At 72.9% G+C, this 18,653-nt stretch carries 13 protein-coding genes; 6 read left to right on the plus strand and 7 right to left on the minus strand.

Annotation, left to right across the window (positions count from 1 at the left end; all coding sequences use genetic code 11):
- The first annotated feature begins 198 nt into the window (after positions 1-198).
- Positions 199-750, plus strand: coding sequence for a thymidine kinase (locus K1J57_RS04295; RefSeq protein ID WP_220563177.1), 552 nt, complete (start codon positions 199-201; stop codon positions 748-750).
- Between the two features lie 220 nt (positions 751-970).
- Here the strand turns inward: K1J57_RS04295 and K1J57_RS04300 are convergent, their stop codons facing one another.
- A complete protein-coding gene (locus K1J57_RS04300) occupies positions 971-2,971 on the minus strand; it encodes an LCCL domain-containing protein (protein WP_220563178.1) in 2,001 nt (666 codons plus the stop codon).
- Positions 2,972-3,742: 771 nt separating this feature from the next.
- On the opposite strand from K1J57_RS04300, the gene K1J57_RS04305 reads away from it, so the two are divergent.
- Positions 3,743-6,394, plus strand: coding sequence for an FtsX-like permease family protein (locus K1J57_RS04305; protein ID WP_220563179.1), 2,652 nt, complete (start codon positions 3,743-3,745; stop codon positions 6,392-6,394).
- A 5-nt stretch (positions 6,395-6,399) separates the two neighbouring features.
- The gene (locus tag K1J57_RS04310) at positions 6,400-7,197 is read left to right on the plus strand and encodes an ABC transporter ATP-binding protein (protein ID WP_220563180.1); all 798 of its coding nucleotides are present in this window, start codon (positions 6,400-6,402) and stop codon (positions 7,195-7,197) included.
- 27 nt (positions 7,198-7,224) lie between these two features.
- Here K1J57_RS04310 and K1J57_RS04315 read toward each other — a convergent pair whose 3' ends face one another.
- The 5 genes from K1J57_RS04315 to K1J57_RS04335 all read right to left on the minus strand — a co-directional run bounded on the left by K1J57_RS04315 (position 7,225) and on the right by K1J57_RS04335 (position 13,658).
- Entirely contained in the window at positions 7,225-8,316 is a 1,092-nt protein-coding gene (locus K1J57_RS04315; protein ID WP_220563181.1) for a GNAT family N-acetyltransferase, read from the minus strand.
- A 422-nt stretch (positions 8,317-8,738) separates the two neighbouring features.
- Positions 8,739-9,509: a hypothetical protein gene (locus K1J57_RS04320; protein ID WP_220563182.1), complete on the minus strand. Its 771-nt coding sequence runs from the start codon at positions 9,507-9,509 to the stop codon at positions 8,739-8,741.
- Positions 9,502-10,677: a bifunctional lysozyme/C40 family peptidase gene (locus K1J57_RS04325; protein ID WP_220563183.1), complete on the minus strand. Its 1,176-nt coding sequence runs from the start codon at positions 10,675-10,677 to the stop codon at positions 9,502-9,504. Before K1J57_RS04325 ends, K1J57_RS04320 begins: the two co-directional genes overlap by 8 nt.
- A gap of 4 nt (positions 10,678-10,681) precedes the next feature.
- Positions 10,682-11,347, minus strand: a complete 666-nt coding sequence (locus tag K1J57_RS04330) for a hypothetical protein (RefSeq protein ID WP_220563184.1) — start codon at positions 11,345-11,347, stop codon at positions 10,682-10,684.
- Between the two features lie 40 nt (positions 11,348-11,387).
- A complete protein-coding gene (locus tag K1J57_RS04335) occupies positions 11,388-13,658 on the minus strand; it encodes a type IV secretion system protein (RefSeq protein ID WP_220563185.1) in 2,271 nt (756 codons plus the stop codon).
- An 835-nt stretch (positions 13,659-14,493) separates the two neighbouring features.
- On the opposite strand from K1J57_RS04335, the gene K1J57_RS04340 reads away from it, so the two are divergent.
- Both K1J57_RS04340 and K1J57_RS04345 read left to right on the plus strand, forming a co-directional pair.
- A complete protein-coding gene (locus K1J57_RS04340) occupies positions 14,494-15,615 on the plus strand; it encodes a hypothetical protein (protein ID WP_220563186.1) in 1,122 nt (373 codons plus the stop codon).
- A 132-nt stretch (positions 15,616-15,747) separates the two neighbouring features.
- Positions 15,748-16,521 carry a hypothetical protein gene (locus tag K1J57_RS04345; protein WP_220563187.1) on the plus strand — a complete coding sequence of 258 codons (774 nt, stop codon included), beginning with the start codon at positions 15,748-15,750 and terminating at the stop codon, positions 16,519-16,521.
- Positions 16,522-16,817: 296 nt separating this feature from the next.
- Here K1J57_RS04345 and K1J57_RS04350 read toward each other — a convergent pair whose 3' ends face one another.
- Entirely contained in the window at positions 16,818-17,594 is a 777-nt protein-coding gene (locus K1J57_RS04350; RefSeq protein WP_220563188.1) for an SDR family oxidoreductase, read from the minus strand.
- 92 nt (positions 17,595-17,686) lie between these two features.
- On the opposite strand from K1J57_RS04350, the gene K1J57_RS04355 reads away from it, so the two are divergent.
- The gene (locus tag K1J57_RS04355; RefSeq protein WP_220563189.1) at positions 17,687-18,613 is read left to right on the plus strand and encodes a sigma-70 family RNA polymerase sigma factor; all 927 of its coding nucleotides are present in this window, start codon (positions 17,687-17,689) and stop codon (positions 18,611-18,613) included.
- The last annotated feature ends 40 nt before the right edge of the window (positions 18,614-18,653 follow it).

Below are 18,653 nucleotides of genomic sequence, written 5' to 3' on the forward strand. Positions count from 1 at the left end.
CGCACTGGTATCTTCTCTGCTGGCCTCCGGCCCCCACCGTCCCCAGCCCCCTCGGCCGCACCGGTCCCGGGACCGCGCCCGGACCGGCCCGCCCCGCCCAGCGGGAGGGCCGCCGGAACCGCCGCGCGAACCGGAGTCCGGAACCCGGGATCCGACGGACCGCACCCGGACCCCGCCCCCGACCGAGGAAAGAGAGCCATGGCGGAGCTGAAGTACTTCACCGGAGCCATGAACTCGGGCAAGAGCACCATGGCCCTCCAGGAGCACCACTCCCGCGGCAGCGAGGGCGTGCTCTACACCCGCCAGGACCGCGCGGGCGCGGGCATCATCTCCTCCCGCCTGGGACTGGTGTCCCCGGCCGTCGAGGTGACCGACGACCTCGACCTCTACGACGACGTCGCCGACCGCAAGGCGCCGTACGTGATCTGCGACGAGGCCCAGTTCCTCTCACCCAAGCAGGTCGGCCAGCTGGCTGGCGTCGTGGACGGAATGCGGATCGACGTGTACTGCTACGGGATCCTCACCGACTTCCAGGGGCGGCTCTTCCCGGGATCGCAGCGGCTCGTGGAGCTGGCGGACAAGATCGAGGTGCTGCCGGTGTCCGCGCGCTGCTGGTGCGGGGAGCGCGCCACCCACAACGCGCGCGTGGTGGACGGTGTCATGGTGTACGAGGGCGAACAGGTGCACATCGGCGGCAACGAGTCGTACGCGACCCTGTGCCGCCACCACTTCATGGCGGGCGTCGCCTGACCCGCGGCGGGGACCGGGGCCGGCTGATCGGTGACCCGTACCCCGCAACCGGCGGCCCGTACCGGTGGCCGGTCAGAGGACGGGTTCCGAGCCCAGGACCGGTTCGCCGGCCATGTGCCCGCCGCCCCGGCACCCGGCCTTCCGGAACGGCAGCGCCCGGGGCCTCCCGGGAGAGGCGCCGCGGTCGCCGCCTCGGTGCCGCGACGCGGGTGGCCCGCGATCAGCCGTCGATCTCCAGGCACAGGGTGTTCCCGCCGAGTACGAGCGTCTTCTCGCTTCCCGACACGCCCTCACACCTGGCGTACAACCCCGCGGCCCCCGTGTCGTCGGCTTCGAGGAGACTCGTTCCCGGCCGGACGGCGAGCACCTCGTACCGGCTGTTCGCCGCCAGGCAGGGGATCTCGGTGTACACGGTGGACTCCCCTCCCCCGTAGACGGCCAGGCAGTCGCCCGCCTCGATGTCCGAGGCACCGTCGTTCACCGCCTGGCCGACCCAGGCCGCGAACCCGAAGTGGTTGGCGTACAGCACCAGGAGGACGACCGCACAGCCCAGGGCCCACCACCAGCCGTTGCCGCCGTCCTCCTGGGGCTCCGGCGGCTTCTCCGGCTGCTTCTCCGGCTGCTTCTTCGGCGCGGCCGGCTTCGGGTCCCGCTTCCCGGCGGACACCGCGTTCGAGGAGGTGCCCCACCTCTCCGCCCCTTGGGGAGGCTTCCAGGAGTCACCGGACCCGCGGACGAACTCGAAGCTGCCCGACCACTCCTCCCACGTCCTGCTCGTGATCCCGTTCCGCGTGGAGGCGCGGTAGGACTCCCGCCCCGGGCGGACCGTGAAGGTGACGCGGCCCCCGCTCCGGAGGGTGATCAGGCCGGCGTGGACGGCGGCCAGGCCCACCGAGGAATCGTCGCTGTAGATGCCGTCGCCCCAGACGGAACCCGCGCTCTTCGTTCCTCCGGGCGGCAGGACGTAGGAGAAGGAGTGGTGGTCCCGGCCGCGGAACCGCTCGGCCGTGGCGTCCCAGCCGACCTTCTCCCCCTCACGCCCGAGGTCGTCGACCCGGCCGTGGAACGCGTCGGCCATGGCCTTGTAGTGGGTCTCCCGGCGGGCGTCGTGCCCCTCGGCCTCCGGCCGTTTCCCCCCGCCCTTCTTCCCCTGCTTCGACCCCTCCCCCTTTCCCTGCTTGGTTCCCTTCCGCTGTTCCTTGGCGCCCTTCGACCCTCCCGGCTTCTCCGGCGCCTTCTCCTTCGCCCGGGTTCCGGACCGCGCGGCGGACCCCTCCTTCTTCCGATCCGGCTCCCGATCCGGCTCCTGCGGCTCGGAGTCGACGAGGGTCATGAGCAGGGTCTTGTGCAGGGTGATGACCTCGGTGACCGACTCGGGCGGCCAGGCTCCGCCCGCCCCGGGGACGTCCCCGGCGTCGGCCAGTGCGCGGAAGGCGCCCAGCACCTCGTCCGGGGTCGGCCGGTCCGCGGCCTCCTTGGCCAGGCAGCGTTCGACGGTCGGGGCGAAGCCGTCGGGCACCCCGCTCAGGTCCGGCTCCCCGTGCACGATCCGGTAGGTCATCGCGTGGGCCGGGCCGTCGCCGAAGGGGCCGCGGCCGGTGGAGGCGAAGACGAGGACGCACCCCAGCGAGAACACGTCGCCGGGCGGGCCGACCGCGTCCCCGAGGATCTGTTCGGGCGGCATGAACGCGGCCGTGCCCATGACGGTGCCGGTGCGGGTGTACGACGTGGCGTCCAGGGCCCGGGCGATGCCGAAGTCGATGAGCCGGGGGCCGTCCTCCCCGAGGATGATGTTCCCCGGCTTGATGTCCCGGTGGATCACGTCCCTGGCGTGCACCGCCTTGAGGGCTTCGGCCAGCCCCGCACCGAGCACGGCCGCCGACGCGGCCGGCAGCGGACCGCTCCCGACCACCGCCTGGTGGAGGGTGGGGCCGGGGAGGTAGGTGGTGGCCAGCCACGGCGGATCCCCCTCGGTGTCGGCGGCGGCGATCTCGGCACCGTAGAAGCCGCCCACCCTGCGCGCGGTCCTGACCTCGGTGGTGAAGCGCCGCCGGAACTCGGGGTCCGACGCCAGGTCGGGGCGGACGGTCTTGACCGCCACCACGCGGCCGCCGGGCGAGCGGCCGAGGTAGACCACTCCCATACCGCCGACGGCCAGGCGCCTGTGGAGGGTGAAATCGCCGATCCGGGCGGGGTCGCCGCCCTGGAGGGGGGTCGTCATGGCATCGCTTTCCGCGGGAGGCGTCCGTCGGGTCGGGTGGATCATGCCAGAGCCGTACCGCCGTGGACACGCTCCGTCCACTTCCGGCCACACGGGCACGGCGTCCGGGGCCTTGCGCTAGGGCGGTGGGGGTTCCGGGGAGTAGGACGGCGGAGCGGCCGGGGTGGTTCGGCGGGGCACCGGAGGCGGCTCGGCGGAGGCGGTTCGCGGGGCTGCCCGGGACGGGACCGGGGCTGCCCGGGACGGGACGACGGGAACACGGGAACGGTTCGGCAGAGCGCCGAAGGCGGCTCGACAGGGCTCCGGGGCAGGGGCGCGGGGACGCGGGGACGCGGAGTCGCAGGGCCGCGGAGTCAGAGGAGCGCGATCGGGGGCACGGTCGGGGACGCGTCGGGGGCGCGACCCTGAGGGCGCCCGCGCGCACCCTGTGGAACACCAGGGGGGCGGGGCGCGCCGAACCGGGGCCCTCCCCTGATGTGCCCCGGCCGGGGCCGCGACTAATTTCGGTTCCGCGGCCACACCGGAATTCTCCGACCCCGTCCCGGCCCCTCCGGGCGGAAAGGGATTCCCCGGCGCGAGAACCGCGGAACCCTCCGTTCCCGGAATCCACCGGCCGCCGGACCGGCCCGGAACGCCCCGCCCCAGGGGCGTTCGGCACGTCGGCGGCCATGCCCTCGGCCCTGGTCGGCGGCGGCGCGGACCGGTTTCCGAGCCTTTCCCCCATCAGGCCGAACACGTCGGCCGGCGAATCCCGGAAGTTGGGAGTTGCAGGTGCGGACCAGGGATTCTCTGTATTTCCGGTATGCGTACAACGACCTCAGGAAGAACAAGGGCGTCACCCTCGCGCTCACCGTCGTCCTCACCCTCAGCGCCTTCCTCATGGCCACCGGCGCGATGGTCATGGAGCGCACCGTCGGCGCGGTCGACCGCCTCTTCGAGCAGGCCGAACCCCCGCACTTCCTCCAGATGCACCGGGGCGACCACGACCCCGGGGCGCTGGCGCGGTTCGCCGCCGAGCAGCCCGGGATCGACGCCTGGCTCATCAAGGAGATGCTCGGCTACGACGGCGCCTCCCTCACCTGGCGGCGCCCCTCGACCGGCGAGACCGGCGACTTCGGCGACAGCCTGATCGACAACCTCTTCGTCACACAGAACGAGGAGTTCGACTTCCTCCTCGACGGGACCGGGGCCGCCCCGCGCCCCGGACCAGGCGAGGTCTACGCCCCGGTGGCGTACCGGCAGCGGTTCGACCTCCGGGTCGGCGACGAGCTCGGGATCGGCACGGACGGGGGCGTCCACCGGCTGCGCGTCCAGGGGTTCGTGCGCGACGCGCAGATGGCGTCGTCGCTGGCCTCGTCCACCCGCTTCCTGGTCTCCGAGGCCGACCACGCGGCACTGGCGGCGGCCGGAGGCGGCGCCCCCGAGATCATCGTCGAGTACCGGCTGGCCGACCCCGCCGGGGCCGCCGACCTGCAACGGGCGTACGAGGCCGACGCGGACCTGCCCGCGAACGGGCAGGCGGTCACGTTCGCGATGATCCGCCTGCTCAACACCTTCGGCGACGGCCTGGTGGCGGCGGCGCTGGTGTTCGCGAGTCTGCTGCTCATCGCGATCTCCCTGCTCAACCTGCGCTTCGTCATCCGCGGGACGATGGAGGACCGGGTCCGGGAGATCGGCGCGATGAAGGCCATCGGCATCCCGGCCCGGGAGGTGTCCCGGCTGTACCTGGCCAAGTACGGCCTCATGACGCTGCTCGCGTGCGCGGCCGGCGGGGGGCTGGCCGTCCTCGCGCTGGAGCCGCTGACACGGGGCGTGCGGATGAACTACGCCGAGCCGCCGCCGGGGCCCGCGACCGTCCTGGTGCCGCTGCTGGCGCTGGCGGTGGTGTACCTGTTCGTCCTGCTGGTCTGCCGGGGGGTCCTGCGCGGGGTCGGGCGGATCGAGGTCGTCAACGCGCTGGTGCACGGGAGCCTCCTCGACGAACGCGGGACCGCGCGCCGGGCCGCCCGCCGGGCCCGCCGGGTCCGCCGGTCCGCCCTCGCCCCCGAGCCCCCGGCCGCCCTGGACACGACCGGCGTGGGCGCGGCGGGCACGGAAGACCCGGCCGCGGGAGGCGCGGCAGCCGGTACGGGCACCGTCGGCACGGCAGGCCCGGACCCGAAGGCCCCGCCCCCGACCCCGGACGCCTCGGACACGACGGGCTCGACCACGGGAGTTCCGGCCACACGGGCTCTGGCCACAAGGCCCTCCGGGATCGCGCTCCCCGGCCTCGGTGTGAACGGCCGCCTGGTCCTGCTGGACCTGCGGGCCGAACTCGGGCAGTGGGCGCTGGTCCCCGCCGTGTTCTTCCTCGCCGCCGTCCTCATGACCCTGCCGACCAACCTGCTCAGCACGTTCGAGGACCCCCGGTTCGTCACCTACATGGGCGCCCCGCAGAGCGACCTGCGCGCCGACCTCCAGTTCTCCGACGACGTCGACGCCGTCCGCGCGGCCCTGCTCGCGGACATGCACCGCGACGAGCGGCTGACGGGCGTGCGCGCCTTCGCCACCGTGCCCTACCGGGTCCGGGGCGAGGAGGGCTGGGAGACACTGCGCGTCGAGGTGGGCGACCACTCCGGCGACACGGTCGAGTTCGTCGAGGGCGGGCCGCCGGGGGCCGGGGAGATCGCGCTGTCCGTGCTGAACGCGCAAGCGTTCGGGGTCTCGGCCGGGGACGGGCTGACCGTCCGCCGCGGCGGGACGGACGACGGGTCCGGGGAGGCCGGGGAGGCGGGCGGGACCGCGACCCTCACCGTCAGCGGCGTCTACCAGGACGTCACCAGCGGCGGGTTCACCGCCAAGGCGCAGGGCGAGGTGACGTCCGGCGCCACCGGCTACGTGGTCTACGCGGACACGGTCGGCGACACCGACCCGGCCGGCGTCGCCGCCGACTACGGCGAGCGCTTCCCCACCGCCTCCGTGATCCCCATGCGGGAGTTCGTCCGGCAGACCCTGTCGCACGTGACCGGCACCCTGCACGAGATCGCCGTGCTGTCCGTGGTCTTCGGGGTGGGGGTGGCGGTGTTCATCACCAGCCTGTTCCTCGAACTGCGGCTGGCCCGGGACCGCCGCAAGACGGGCGTGCTGTCCGCGCTCGGCTTCTCGGCCCGCGAGATCGCCGCGCAGGTACGGGCCAAGACCCTCCTCGCGGTGGCCCTCGGCACGGTGGCGGGGCTGGTCTTCGCGGCGACGGCCGGCGAGGCCGTCGTCGGGGCGCTGCTCGCGGCGGCGGGGCTGGGGATCGCGGACCTGGCGCTGCTGCCGGACCCGCTGCTGGTCTACGCGGCCTACCCGCTGCTTCTGGTCGGCGCCGGATACCTCGGCGCCGTGTTCCTCACCGCGCGTCCGCGCGGTACCGACAAGAGTGCATGGCTCAGGAGCTGACAGGGATGACCGGAACACTCGAGACGCACAACGGCCACCCGGCGCTGGAATGCCGCGGGCTGACCAAGGCCTACCGCTCCACCGACCCGCCGACCAGGGTCCTCAACGGGATCGACCTGAGCGTGGACAGGGGCGAGTTCCTGGTGGTCATGGGGGCGTCGGGTTCGGGCAAGTCGACGCTGCTGTACAGCGTCAGCGGCATGGACCGGCCCACGGACGGGAACGTGCGCCTGGAGGGGCGCGACCTGACCTCGCTGGACGACGCGGAGATGAGCCGCGTCCGGCTGACGAGGATGGGGTTCGTGTTCCAGCAGGCGTACTTCCTGGAGAACCTGAACATCCGGGACAACATCCTGCTGCCCGCCCTCAAAGCCGTGCCCCGGGGCGACCGGGCCGGGCGCGACGCCGCGATCGCCCGGGTGGACGCGCTCATGGAGCGGTTCGGGATCGCGCACGTCCGGCGGCACGGCGTCACGGAGGTGTCGGGCGGGCAGTTGCAACGGGCCTCGGTCTGCCGGGCGCTGGCGTGCGGGCCGTCGGTGCTGTTCGCCGACGAGCCCACCGGCGCGCTGAACAGCGCCATGACGGCCGAGGTCATGGACACGCTCACCGACGTGCACCGGGAGGGCACGACCCTCGTCATGGTCACGCACGACCCGTCCTGCGCCGCCCGCGCCGACCGGGTGGTCTACCTCCGCGACGGCACCGTGGTGGACTCCCGCCGCCTGGGCCCGTGGAGCCCGGAGGAGGCACAGCGGCGCGAGGACGACCTACTCACCTGGCTCCGGGGGTTGGGTTTCTAGGGGTGGGAGGCGGACGCCCGTGTCGGGTCAGGTCGGGGGCGTCGGGGTCGCGGGCTCGAACATGTCCGGCCGGGTATCGAGGTACCGGGTGAGGGTGAGGCGGACCGGCGCGAACCCGTGCCCGCGCCAGAAGGCGTCGCTGACGAGGTTGGCGGAGGTCCATTCGGCGCCGCAGGCGCGCATACCCCGGGCGGCCGCCCGGGCGAGCACCTCCGAGAGCAGCGCGGTCCCGACGCCGCGGTTCCGGGACCGCGCGTCCACGACCGCGATGCCGATGGTCACGGTGTCCGGGAAGCCGCTGTCCGGGTCGGCGACGAACAGGCCGTCCAGGAGGGGCGGTCGCGAGCGGTCGGCAGGACCGGTCCGCTGATCGCCGCCGCCGGGGGCCTCGGAGACCAGCACCAGGCGGTCGGGGTCCGCGATGGCGGCGCGGAGGTCGTCGGCGAGGGCCCGGAAGTCGAGGCGGACGGGGCTCAGGACCGGGGGCTCCGCGTGGAAGCGCTGGAGTTCGAGGACGAGGCGCAGGATCTCCGGCAGGTCGGTGGGGACGGCCGGTCGGCCGCGCCGGGGGCCGCGCCGGCGGGCGGACCCGGGGCCCGGGGCTGGCGGGTCGGGTGGGCGCAGGCCTTTGACCTGGTCCAGGCCGAAGCCGAGTTCCACGAGGTGGGTGACGGTCTCGCGGTGCAGGGCGGAGACCACCACCGTGTGCCGGGAGCAGCCGATCTCCGCGAGGCGGCCGGAGAGGCCGCCGTAGAGGTGGCGCAGGACCGCGCGGGCATGGTGCGCGGGGATGGAGCGGGAGGTCGCGTGGTGCGGCAGCCGGACCCGGGCGCTCGGGGCACCCGGGACGTGCGGGGTCTCGGTGACGGTCGCCCCCATGAACCCCAGCAGGGCCCCGTCCGGGGAGAGGGCGGCGACGGCCGGGCCGGCGGTGCCGCAACCGGCGACCCGGGCGCGGGCGGTGCCGGGGTCGGCCAGGTCGAGGACGGGGAGCGGACCGGAGGGCCCGCCGTCCGTGTCCGGGTTCGCGCCAGCGGGAGGGTCGTGCGCGGCCGCGAGGAGGGCGGCGGCCCGGTCGAGGAATCGGGCGTCGTCGTACGGGGCGATGCGGGGAAACACGGCACCTCCGGCATTGGTCTGCCTCAGGAGTGGACGGGTGGTCCGGGGAAGCGGCGCGGGGGCCGGGCACGAAGGGGGAACGGGACTGGGCCGGGAGCGAAGGGGCACAGGGGCCGGACCCGGAGAAGGGCAGAGGCGGTCCGGGGGCGAGGAGGCGTGGGGACCAGGAGCCAGGTGAGCGGGGACGGTCCGAACACGAAGGTGACGGCAGGGACGGAGCGGCGGCGGACTACGGCCGGGCGGTGGAGGAGACGCAGCGGGAGCGAGAGGGCAGCGCTATGTCGGCAGAACCTCGGCTCCCCCTTACATCCACCCTAGAGAGCGCCCCGGAGCGGAGGAAGCCGTTCGCCCAGGCTGTGGAAAACCCCGCGGCCACCGAAGCCGAGCGGGCGGTCGGCCCCAACTCGATAGCCCGACTCCGCTCACTCCGGAATCAGGAGAAAGAAGCGGTTGTCCAACCTCTGCACTACATCCGCGGCCTGGCGCTGGAAGGCGTTCTTCGAAACGGCACCCGCGTTCGCGTCGGCACTGTCCCCGGCAAAGCCGAAGGTGTAGACGGCACTCCGCGTGCGCGAGACCACCAGGTAGTGGCTCTCCCCGGTTTCGCTCACCCAGTAGAACGAGCGCGACTCCCCGGCCCAGTCATGGTCATCGATCTCGACGGAATCGTTGCTTTCCTGCTCGGCCTGGGAGATCTCGCTCTCGAACACCTCGGCCGCCTGCTCATCAAGTCCCCCGCTCGGGTCGAAAACGAGAGCTTGATAGGAGAAGTCCATTACCCACTGACTCGACTGGGAGTCGACTCCGTACGCCGGCTGTATCGAGAACGAGCACTCTCCCGACACCTCGCGCCGCTCACCCGTTTGGAAACCCTCGACCTGAGCATCATCCCTGTCAGCGCTGGAAAGGGTTTCCCTGATGGTCACATCGGAGATGTTCGGAACGTAGTTCTCACATACGTTGAGGTCGCCCGCCGGGAGTTCGTCTCTGGGAGTTCCCGTCTGTTCGGCTCCGGCCACTTGGTCCGCTTCTCCCGACACCCCGGTCGAGGTGGCCCGAAAAAAAGTACCCACGATAAGGACGAGAACACCGAACACACCGAAGGCCGCCAGCGTTCCGCAGCCGAAAACCGCGAGTGCGGCCTTCCACCCGTGCAGCCCCTGCTTCTTGGGTGGTGCCTTCTCGTCAACCACGGCTGTCCTGCGCCTCCAACTGGGCCTTCACATCGGGGTGCTCGAGCGGACGGGTGAAACCCACGATCTCCGACCGATTGGGGTCATCGTACTCGCGCACCGCGATCGGTCCACAGTTGGTGCACCAGGCCTCCACCATCAGGCCGTCGCCGATCACCATTGCCATATGCCCGGGGCCCGGCGGTTCTCCCGCCCGGGTCACATCGAAGAACACCAGGTCACCCGGCTGCTCTTCACCCGCCGGAATCTCCGGTCCGAATTTCCACTGGTCCTGCGACACCCGCGGAATCGTGACGCCGATGCTCTCGTACGCCTTCATCGTGAGGCCCGAGCAGTCGAACCCGTCCGGCCCCGTCCCGCCCCAGATGTACGGCTTCCCCCGCTGCGCCAGCGCCCAGTCGACCACGGCCTGCGTCAGCTCGTCCGGGGCCCGCCCGATCGGCACCCCCTGCTCGTCCAGCTCGCACAGCACCGCGGTCCGGATGGGGTCCGAGGTGTTGTAGTCGCCTTCGGCGTACCGGTCCGCCCACTCCAGCACGTCGTCCACGTACCACCAGGCGTGGTTGTAGCCGAAGATCGCCTGCCGTACGTCGTCCTCGATGCCGTGGGCGATCAGGTAGTCGGCGGCGGCCGGAATGGCGTCGGCGGGGTCGTAGACGTTGACGATCCCGTCGCCGTTGCCGTCCACCCCGTACCCGTTCTCCGGCCGGTCCTCCACCGGCTGGATCGGCTCGCCGCCCCAGCTGTTCCCGGCGGCGGAACCGTCCAGCGAACCGAACTGCATCGGCCCGGCCGCGCCCCAGTCGTTGTGGCCCTCGGTGATCCCGGGCCCCTCCCACCTGCCGTGGTGGGACTCCACCTGGCCGACCCCGGCGAGGATGTTCCACGGGATCCCCCGGTCCTCCCCCACCTCCTGGTACAGCTCCAGGTAGTTCTCCGGGATCGAGTCCATCGCGTACCCGCTCGCCCCGGGCTGCTCCGCGTCGGCGTTCGGCGTGCACACCAGCCCGCTCGCCATGAGGCTCGCCAGCTGGCTCCCGGTTCCGGTGACCACGGGAATGACGAACATCGCCACCATGATCAGCAGCGCCGCGCCGATCGCGACCCCGCCGCCGAGCCACCAGCGGACCGCCCCCCGGTCACCGGAAGCACCGAAATAGGAGAGCATCGGATCACTCCTCCCCGAACTGCCCGACATCGGCGGGCTGGAAGTCGAAGACCCTCCAGGTCCGCCCCTCCTGGACCACGGTGATCGCGAACTCCCCGAGTTCCTCGTCGAACTCGCGGTTCGCCGTCTCGGTGATGGACTGCGCCGTCACCACGAAGGTGATCGAGCTGTCCCCGAACGTACGGATGGACCGCACCTCGGCGCGTCCCTCGGCGATCGCCTCGGCCTCCGCCATCTCCGTCCAGAAGGCGCCGGCCCGGGAGGACTCCGCCAGCACGTCGGCGTACTCGTCGGTCGCCAGGGCGCGCATCGAGTCGTAGTAGGCCTCGGGGGAGCCGGTGTAGTCGATCGTCCCGTAGGCCTCGGCGAACGCCTTCGCGGTCGTCCCGGCCGTGCGGAGATCCTCCTCCGGGAAGGGGAACCACTCCAGCACGTCCACGTCGTCCGCCGCCGTGGTCGGCAGCGGGCTGGGCTCCACACTGGACAGGGCGTCGGGAGCCCCGGCGCTGCCGCCGTTCTCCCCTTGCGAGACCTCCGGTTCGGCCGGGGCCTCAGCGCCCCCTCCGCCCCCGAAGCCGCCCGTGCTGAAATACACCCCGGCCCCGACCAGCACGACGATGAGTCCGATGAACACGAACCTCTGGGCACGCTCGGGGAGGGGGTTGGGCATCGTCAGGGGCCTTTTGTCGTCGTCGGTCGGGGATCGTCGGTCAGTCGTCGTTCAACCAGAAGGGCACGTCGCGCTTCCGGTCCCTGCGGGGAGAGTTGGAGCTCTCCCCCCAGAAGGGGGTGATGGGAGCATTGTCGCCGCGCTTGCCGGAACCACTCAACCAGCCGCCCTCACCGTCGCCGCGCCGACGCTCCGGGGCGGGCGGTGCCGGGCGGCCCGGACGCTGCGGAGCGGGGCGCTCCCGCCGCTCACGCGGCGCCCCCCAGCGGGACCCCCGCGCGTCGAGGTTGCCCCTGGGCGGGGTGTCCTCGCGAGCGCCGAAGATGCCCCGGCCGGTGCTGGGCTCCGGCCGCTCCGCCCCGGCCGCACGGCCGAACCCGGCCGCGGGTGCGGCCGCGCCGTCGTCCCGCTGCTCGGAACGCCCGCCGGAGGCGGTGCCGAACACCGAAGCCCAACCGGTGTCACCGGCACCGGTGTAGCCGCCGCTGGGCCGCGGCGGGATCGCCCCGCTGCGCCCGCCCAGGCTCGGCGCGTCGTCGGCGGTGCGCCGGGACCCCGCGGAGCGGCCGCCGCCGTCCTGGCGGCTGACGTTGAGCGGCGGCGCGGCCCCGTTGTCCCGGACCCGGCCGTAGCCGCCGGTCCCCCGCACCCGAGTCGGTTCCGCGGCCTCGCCGACGGCCTCCTCCGCACCCCTCAGGTCGGCCGTCGCACCGGTACCGGCCGGGATGCCAGCGGCGGCCCCGGCGATGGCGGCGCTGTTGCGGCGACCCCAGTTCTGCGCCTTGAGGTAGGCCACCGGCGGCAGGACCGTCGCGCTCCTGGAGAGGACCTGGCTGTTCGCCGCGTCCCCGACGACCCGAGAGGTGAAGGAGTTCGCGTTGACCGAGGAGAACAGGTAGGCGAAGGGCTTGCGGTAGATGAAGAGCGCCAGGGTGAACAGGGCCAGCAGGATCATCTGGAGGCCCCAGCCCAGGCTGGTGGACATGACCATGCCGTAGCACATGACCAGCAGGGAGATCAGAAGCACGACGAAGATCTGTTTGAGCAGGAACCCCACCATCAACTCGACCCAGCGCAACAGCACCATGCGCCCGTAGCCCGGATGGATGCCGATCAAAAGGAAGACCGGGGACAACAGGAACAGGACCAGGAAGGCGATCTTCAGGACGATGAGGGCGACCGATCCGGCGAGGATCAGGCCCCCGGCGAAGATCGACGCGAACAGGGCCAAGGTCGCGACGCCCAGTCGGCTGCCCTGGTCCTCTCCCGAGAAAAGCGGGTAGATGCTGGGATAGGTGGACTGGATATCCGAGGCCACTCCCTGATAGGCCTCCTGCTTCTCCTCGACCAGCGTCGTGGCGTCCAGCTCGCCGTCACGAATCTGCTGCTGCTCGATACGGCTGATCCCCTGGGCCGCGATCAGGTCCATGGCATGGTCGATAGAGGCGTCCTCGGCGATGTCCCCATTACCGAACTGCCCCGCCACCCACGGCTGGCAGACCAGGCTCGACCACAGCATGTCCGCGTTCCGGCGAACCTGGAAGTCGGCCTCCGACTCCCAGTCCGCCCTCTCCGGGGCCTCCGCTCCCGGCGGGCACGTCCCCGACCCTCCCCCGTAGGGGATCTGTCCGACCGTGCTCGTCACCAGCTGGCTGCCCGAGTTCACCAGGCTGCTCGCCAACCCCATGACCTGCGCCGGGTTGACCATGATCCACAGCCCCAGCGCCGTCGCCCCGACCATCCAGACCGTCGACTCGATGGTGAGCGTCATCCGCTTCCGGATGAGCCCGTACCACCCCAGCCAGATCGCGCCCAGGATCACCACCGTCGGGATCAGCGGCCGCCAGATCCCCTCCCGGAGGGTGACCACGACGTTCTCGACCAGCTCGTTGAAACTGGCGAGCAGCCCGTCGGAGGTCGCCGCCTGGTAGACGGTGATGGTCGACTGGTTGATGGTCTTGGACAGGTCCCAGGCCGTGTTCGCCAGGGTGGCCTGCGGCCCGTTGGTGATCCCGTCGACGCACGACTCGGTGATCATGTGCCACTGCTGCCCGGCCGTCCCGTACTGCCCGTACATGCTGGCGTCGGGCGGGAGGCCGTCGGGGGCCCCCTCGATGGCCGACTGGGACTGCGGCGGCACCAGCAGGCCGTCGGAGCCGCTGCCCGCGGACTCCGGCAGCGGTGCCGGCTCGCCCGGGCACAGCGGGTTGGCCTGGGCCGAGGTGAGCGGTAGTACCACGAGGCCGGCCAGCATGAGGAACGTGATCAGGAGGCGTCGCCATCCCCGCCGTCGGACGTTCTGATCCGTCATCTGCTGGCTCCTGCGTCGTCGGTCGGTGCCCTGGGGTCATGATGGCGGACAACCGTGAGGCCCGGTGCTCTCCCGATGGCCGGCACACGCCGTCCCACCGGATGCGCGCGAACGCACACCGGTGTGCGGCCGTGCGCGACCACAGGGCCCCCGGATGTCTTTACCCCATCCTCTATGGTGCTCCATCACCGGGTTCGCGTACGGGCACAACGCGATGGGTTTTCGGGTTCTCTATCCGACCACACCCGAACTGGGGGTGACAAAGGGTTCACATATCAATGTTTCCCCAGCTAGCGGACATCATCGGCCTTGCACAAGCCCGGAAAAACTCCCATCCGCAATTACCCCTCCAGCCACTCTCTATGATCGGCGTCACACCATCACCCGTGTCCAAAAGTGGACACTCGACGGGCAATCGGACTGGTACGCGGTGCCGACCTCGGCTTCTGCGGAAACCGCAGCCGGGTTTGTCGCAGGACCGAAAAGAAGTTCTCCGGAGAGGTCAACCCCCCGGGTCCCCCACGCATCACACAGGCAGCGCCGGCACGCCCCGCCCCACGTTCCCCACAGCCCTCGCCGCCCCTGCCGGTCGGCGGTTCCCACCACCCCGATCCGCCTCCGCCGCCCGCCCCGTCCGATGACCCGAGCATCCGCTCACCCCCTTCGCCACCGCTCCGGGCGGAGATGGAGACGGCCGCCCGCCCCCGCCCTCCGACGACGACCGCACACCACCTCCGGACGCCGGGGGCACGGCGGCCCCGGGAGGAACAACAGCGTCGGCAAGGCCCCGAACAGCACGAGCGGCGCGGAGTCCGCGACCGAGAGGATCGACCAAGTGACCGATACGAGCGATACGAGCGATACGCCCGGCCGGATCGGCGCGTCCGGGCCCGGCGGCGGCACCCGCCCCGACCCGCGCGACCGCCCCCGGAGCCCGGTCGTCACCGCCGTGGCCGGAGTGGTCGGGGTCGGCGCGGTGTTCCTTCTAGGGGGCATCCTCAATCTCTTCGCCCTCTTCGGCATCGGCGACCTCGACGGCGGCGGGTTCGACCCGGCGGCGTTCGCGCGCGGCACACTGCTCGTGGGGCTCCGCTTCTGCCTGCCGGTCATCCTCGTGCTGGCCGCGGTGCTGTGGTGGGCGCGCGTACGCCACCCCCTGGCCGCGACGGGTCTGCTGACCCTGATCGCGGTGGCGTGCACGGTGGCCTCCGCCGTGCAGGAGCTCTCGTTCCCGTTCGCCCCCGAAGGGCTGTGGTGGGCGACGGTCGGCTGCCTGCTCATCGGCGGCACCACCCTGGTGGCGCTGTTGCGCGGGCGCGGCCTGGCGTTCGCGGCGGGCCTGGCGGCGGTGCCGCTCCTGGCGTGGCCGCTGACGATGTGGGGGTGGCACTCGTACGTCCAGGCCCGGCACCTGGAGACGACCGCCGCCGACCTGGAACGGTACCGGGACGGTCTGGACGGCGGCGGGCCCGGGTTCGTGCTGCTGGACACCCCGGAGTGGGAGCCCCTGAACGCGACGGTCTTCACCGAGCCGGACCTGCACTCGATCCTCGTCTACGGGGAACCGGAGGGGGAGCGGATGCTGGTCGTGCAGGGGGCGGACCCGATGAACGGCGCGGGCGCCGACGACCCGCTGTGGGAGGGGTGCGACGACCCGGACGCGGAGTGCTTCGAGTACCCGGTGCCCGCGGCCCTCGGTGAGGGGACGGCCGTGCTGCGGATCCCAGGCCCGGACCGGACGGATGAGGACGACCGGATCCGGATGGAGGTGGACGGGGTCGTGGTCACCCTCGTCCACCGGGCGCACCGGGATCCGATGGAGACCCGCACCGGCCCGTTCCCGGACCCCGCCGCCGAGGAACTGGTGGAACTCCTGGAGCGGATGCGCCCGGCCGGACCGGACGACCTCAGGGCACTCGCGGAGGCCGATACCCGTTCCCTGGAGGAGATCCACTGAGCGGTCGGGGCACGGAGGGCCCACCCGCCCCGCTCCCCCGCCTGCCCCCGAGCCTCCGAGCCGTCCTGGCCGCCCCATCGAGCCCGGGTGTCGCTGCCCCGGGCGGCCCCCTCCGGGCCGGAGACTGGCCGCATGGCGGAGAGCACGGCGGTGGAGGACTCACGGCGGAGCGCCGCGCGCATCGTGGTGGCGGCACTCGTGCTGGCGGTCCCGGTCGTCAAGCTGGCCTGGACGCTCGGCGGCGGCTCGGCGGCCCGCGAGGCCCTGTACGCCATGGGGCCGAGCAACATCATGGAAGTGGCCATCGACCTGTTCCTGGCGGAGCCGCTGCTGGCCGCGTCGCTGGCGGTCGTCGTCTCGCACATGAGCTACTCCTACTTCTCCGCCAGGGGCGGGGCCCAGCGGCACCTGCGCTCCCCGGTCCCCCTGGCCGTCGGCTCCGCCATGGTCGTCCCGGTGGCCGTGGGCGTGGTGGTGGGCGCGATCAACGGGCCGGTGTGGGGAACGGCCACGTGCGCGCTCGCCGCCCTCCTGCGGCTGACGGTGTTCCTGGAGTACCGCACCGGCCGGCGTTCACCGGAGAGCGGGAAACGCACGGGTGAAGCCGTCGGGAGCCTCTGGCAGGGCGTCGCCGACGCCGGGCGGATCGCGGCTCTGGCGCTGACCGTCATCGTGCTGCCGCTGGTGGCGTTCGGCGTGGCGGTGAACGGGCACTCCTGGACGACCGTGATGTTCTGCGACGTCGACACGGGGAGCGGTACCGAGCGCGCCCGCGTGATCGAGCTGGGCCGCCAGGGGCACGGCATCACCGCGTGGAGCCTGGACGACCACCAGGTCGTGGTGGGCGAGAACTGCCTGCTCGACGAGGACGAGGTGATCCGCCCGCCCCTGTGGCGGAGCGGCTGACGGACCGTACCGAAGGACGCAGGATGCTGGCGCGTGGCTGCCCGTGGCCGGGCGGCGGCCGCACCGGAGGGGGCGGATCCCCACGGGGCACCGGCGTGGCCCCTCGGCCGCATTCCGCTCCGACCGTGCGGGTTCCGGCGGGAACGGGACGGCCACGCGCCCCGGATCCCGCCCTGCACCGCCCCGAACCCGCTCGCGCCGCCCCCGGCCCCGCACGCCCACACCCCCGACCGGCCACAACCCTTATCGGGCACACCCCTTGTCGGTCACGCTCCCCTGTCGGCCACACCCCCGCTTCACCGGCCGGAGGACACCGCCCCCAGGTGCTCCGCCAGGAACGCGGCCCAGGTGCGGGTGCCCCGGTCGGCGTCCGGGCCCGCCAGGTTCTCCCCCGCCCGGTACGCACGCCCGGCCGCTCCGGGGATGCGCAGCGGCACCGTCGGGCGCCGGACACCCCGCGCCTCCAGGTAGGTGCGCAGCAGGTCCGCCATCGGCAGCACCTCCGGCCCGGCCAGGTCCGCGACCCGGCCCGCGGGTCCGCCCGATGCCAGAGCGGCGAGGCGTTCGGCGACGTCGCGGGCGTCCACCGACTCCCAGCGCAGGCCGGGGACCGGGACCAGCGGCGCCTTCGCCAGGGCCCGCACCGCGGTCAGCGCCAGGTCGTGGAACTGGGCGGCGCGCAGCACCGTCCAGGGCACCGCCGACTCCTGTACCGCCCGCTCCGCGCCCAGCTTCGCGCGGAAGTACCCCAGCGGGACCCGGTCGGCGGCGACCACCGAGATGAGCAGCAGGTGGCCCACCCCGGCGCGTTCGGCGGCCGCCACCAGGTTGCGGGTGGCGACGTCGTCGCCCTTGGGTCCGCCCGCCAGGTGCAGGACCGTGCCGACCCCCTCCAGGGCCGGGTCGATCCCCTCCCCGGTGCGCAGGTCGGCCCGCACGTGGGCCAGGCCCTCGGGGGCGGGTCGGGAGCCGCGGGTGAGCAGGCGGACCTCGTGGCCGGCCCCGCGCAGCAGCGGCACGACCAGGGAGCCGAGCGTTCCGGTACCCCCGGTGACGAGAACGGGTGCGTTCATGGTGGATTCTCCTCTGTGTCGGTGTGCGGTGGGCTCGGGCCCACCACCGGGTTCGTTGACGTGACCCGGGCGGAGAGGGGAACGTGACGGGAATGCGCGAACTTTTTTCCGCGGCGCAGCGATTCGAGGAGCACCGGCCCCGGCTGCGGGCGGTCGCCTACCGGATCCTGGGGTCGGTGGGCGAGACCGACGACGCCGTCCAGGAGACCTGGCTGCGGCTGGAGCGCACCGGGATCGAGAACGTCGACGACCTGGGCGCGTGGACGACCACGGTGACGGCGCGGGTGTGCCTGAACATGCTGCGTTCACGCGAACAGCGGCGCGAGGAGCCCCTGGAGGCCGGGCCGTGGGGCGCGGAGCGCCTGCCGGACCCGGTGGTGGGGCCGGCTGCGGCCGGGGACGACCCGGAGACGGCGGCGCTGACCGCCGACTCGGTGGGGTGGGCGCTCATGGTGGTGGTCCAGGAACTGAACCCGCTGGAGCGGGTGGCGTTCGTGCTGCACGACCTGTTCGCCGTGCCGTACACGGAGATCGGCCCGCTGGTGGAGCGCAGCGAGGACGCCGCCCGGCAGCTGGCCAGCCGGGCGCGGCGGCGGGTGCGCGAGCAGGGGACGCGGGGCGCGGTCCCGGACGGGGACCCCGCGCGGCGGCGCCGGGTGGTGGACGCGTTCTTCGCCGCGGCGCGTGAGGGGGACATCGACGGGCTGCTGTCGGTGCTGCACCCGGACGCGGTGCTGCGCTCGGAGGGCGGCGTGCGCGGCCGGTACACGACCCGGATCACGGGGGCGGCGGACGTGGCGGGGCAGGCGGTCACGTTCCACCGGTTCGCGCCGTTCGTGCACCCGGCGTCGGTCAACGGCGCCGAGGGAGTCGTGGTGGCGACGGGCGGCCGGGTGCTGTCGGTCATGGGGTTCGCGGTGGTCGGCGACCGGATCGCCGCCATCGACGTCCTGGCCGACCCGGACCGCCTGGAGGCCCTGGGACTCACCCCGCACGCCCTCGGCATCCGAGAGGGGTAGCCCCGAGCGGAGACCGGCGGGGCGGGGCGGGAGCGGGCGG

It is taken from the genome of Nocardiopsis sp. MT53 (genome assembly GCF_019598965.1).
In the GTDB taxonomy this organism is placed as follows: Bacteria; Actinomycetota; Actinomycetes; order Streptosporangiales; family Streptosporangiaceae; genus Nocardiopsis; species Nocardiopsis changdeensis.

Coding starts and splice junctions, on each gene's coding strand:
- K1J57_RS04295 (WP_220563177.1), top strand. CDS start 199: ATGGCGGAGCTGAAGTACTTCACCGGAGCCATGAACTCGGGCAAGAGC.
- K1J57_RS04300 (WP_220563178.1), bottom strand. CDS start 2,971: ATGACGACCCCCCTCCAGGGCGGCGACCCCGCCCGGATCGGCGATTTC.
- K1J57_RS04310 (WP_220563180.1), top strand. CDS start 6,400: ATGACCGGAACACTCGAGACGCACAACGGCCACCCGGCGCTGGAATGC.
- K1J57_RS04325 (WP_220563183.1), bottom strand. CDS start 10,677: ATGCTCTCCTATTTCGGTGCTTCCGGTGACCGGGGGGCGGTCCGCTGG.
- K1J57_RS04330 (WP_220563184.1), bottom strand. CDS start 11,347: ATGCCCAACCCCCTCCCCGAGCGTGCCCAGAGGTTCGTGTTCATCGGA.
- K1J57_RS04335 (WP_220563185.1), bottom strand. CDS start 13,658: ATGACGGATCAGAACGTCCGACGGCGGGGATGGCGACGCCTCCTGATC.
- K1J57_RS04345 (WP_220563187.1), top strand. CDS start 15,748: ATGGCGGAGAGCACGGCGGTGGAGGACTCACGGCGGAGCGCCGCGCGC.
- K1J57_RS04350 (WP_220563188.1), bottom strand. CDS start 17,594: ATGAACGCACCCGTTCTCGTCACCGGGGGTACCGGAACGCTCGGCTCC.
- K1J57_RS04355 (WP_220563189.1), top strand. CDS start 17,687: ATGCGCGAACTTTTTTCCGCGGCGCAGCGATTCGAGGAGCACCGGCCC.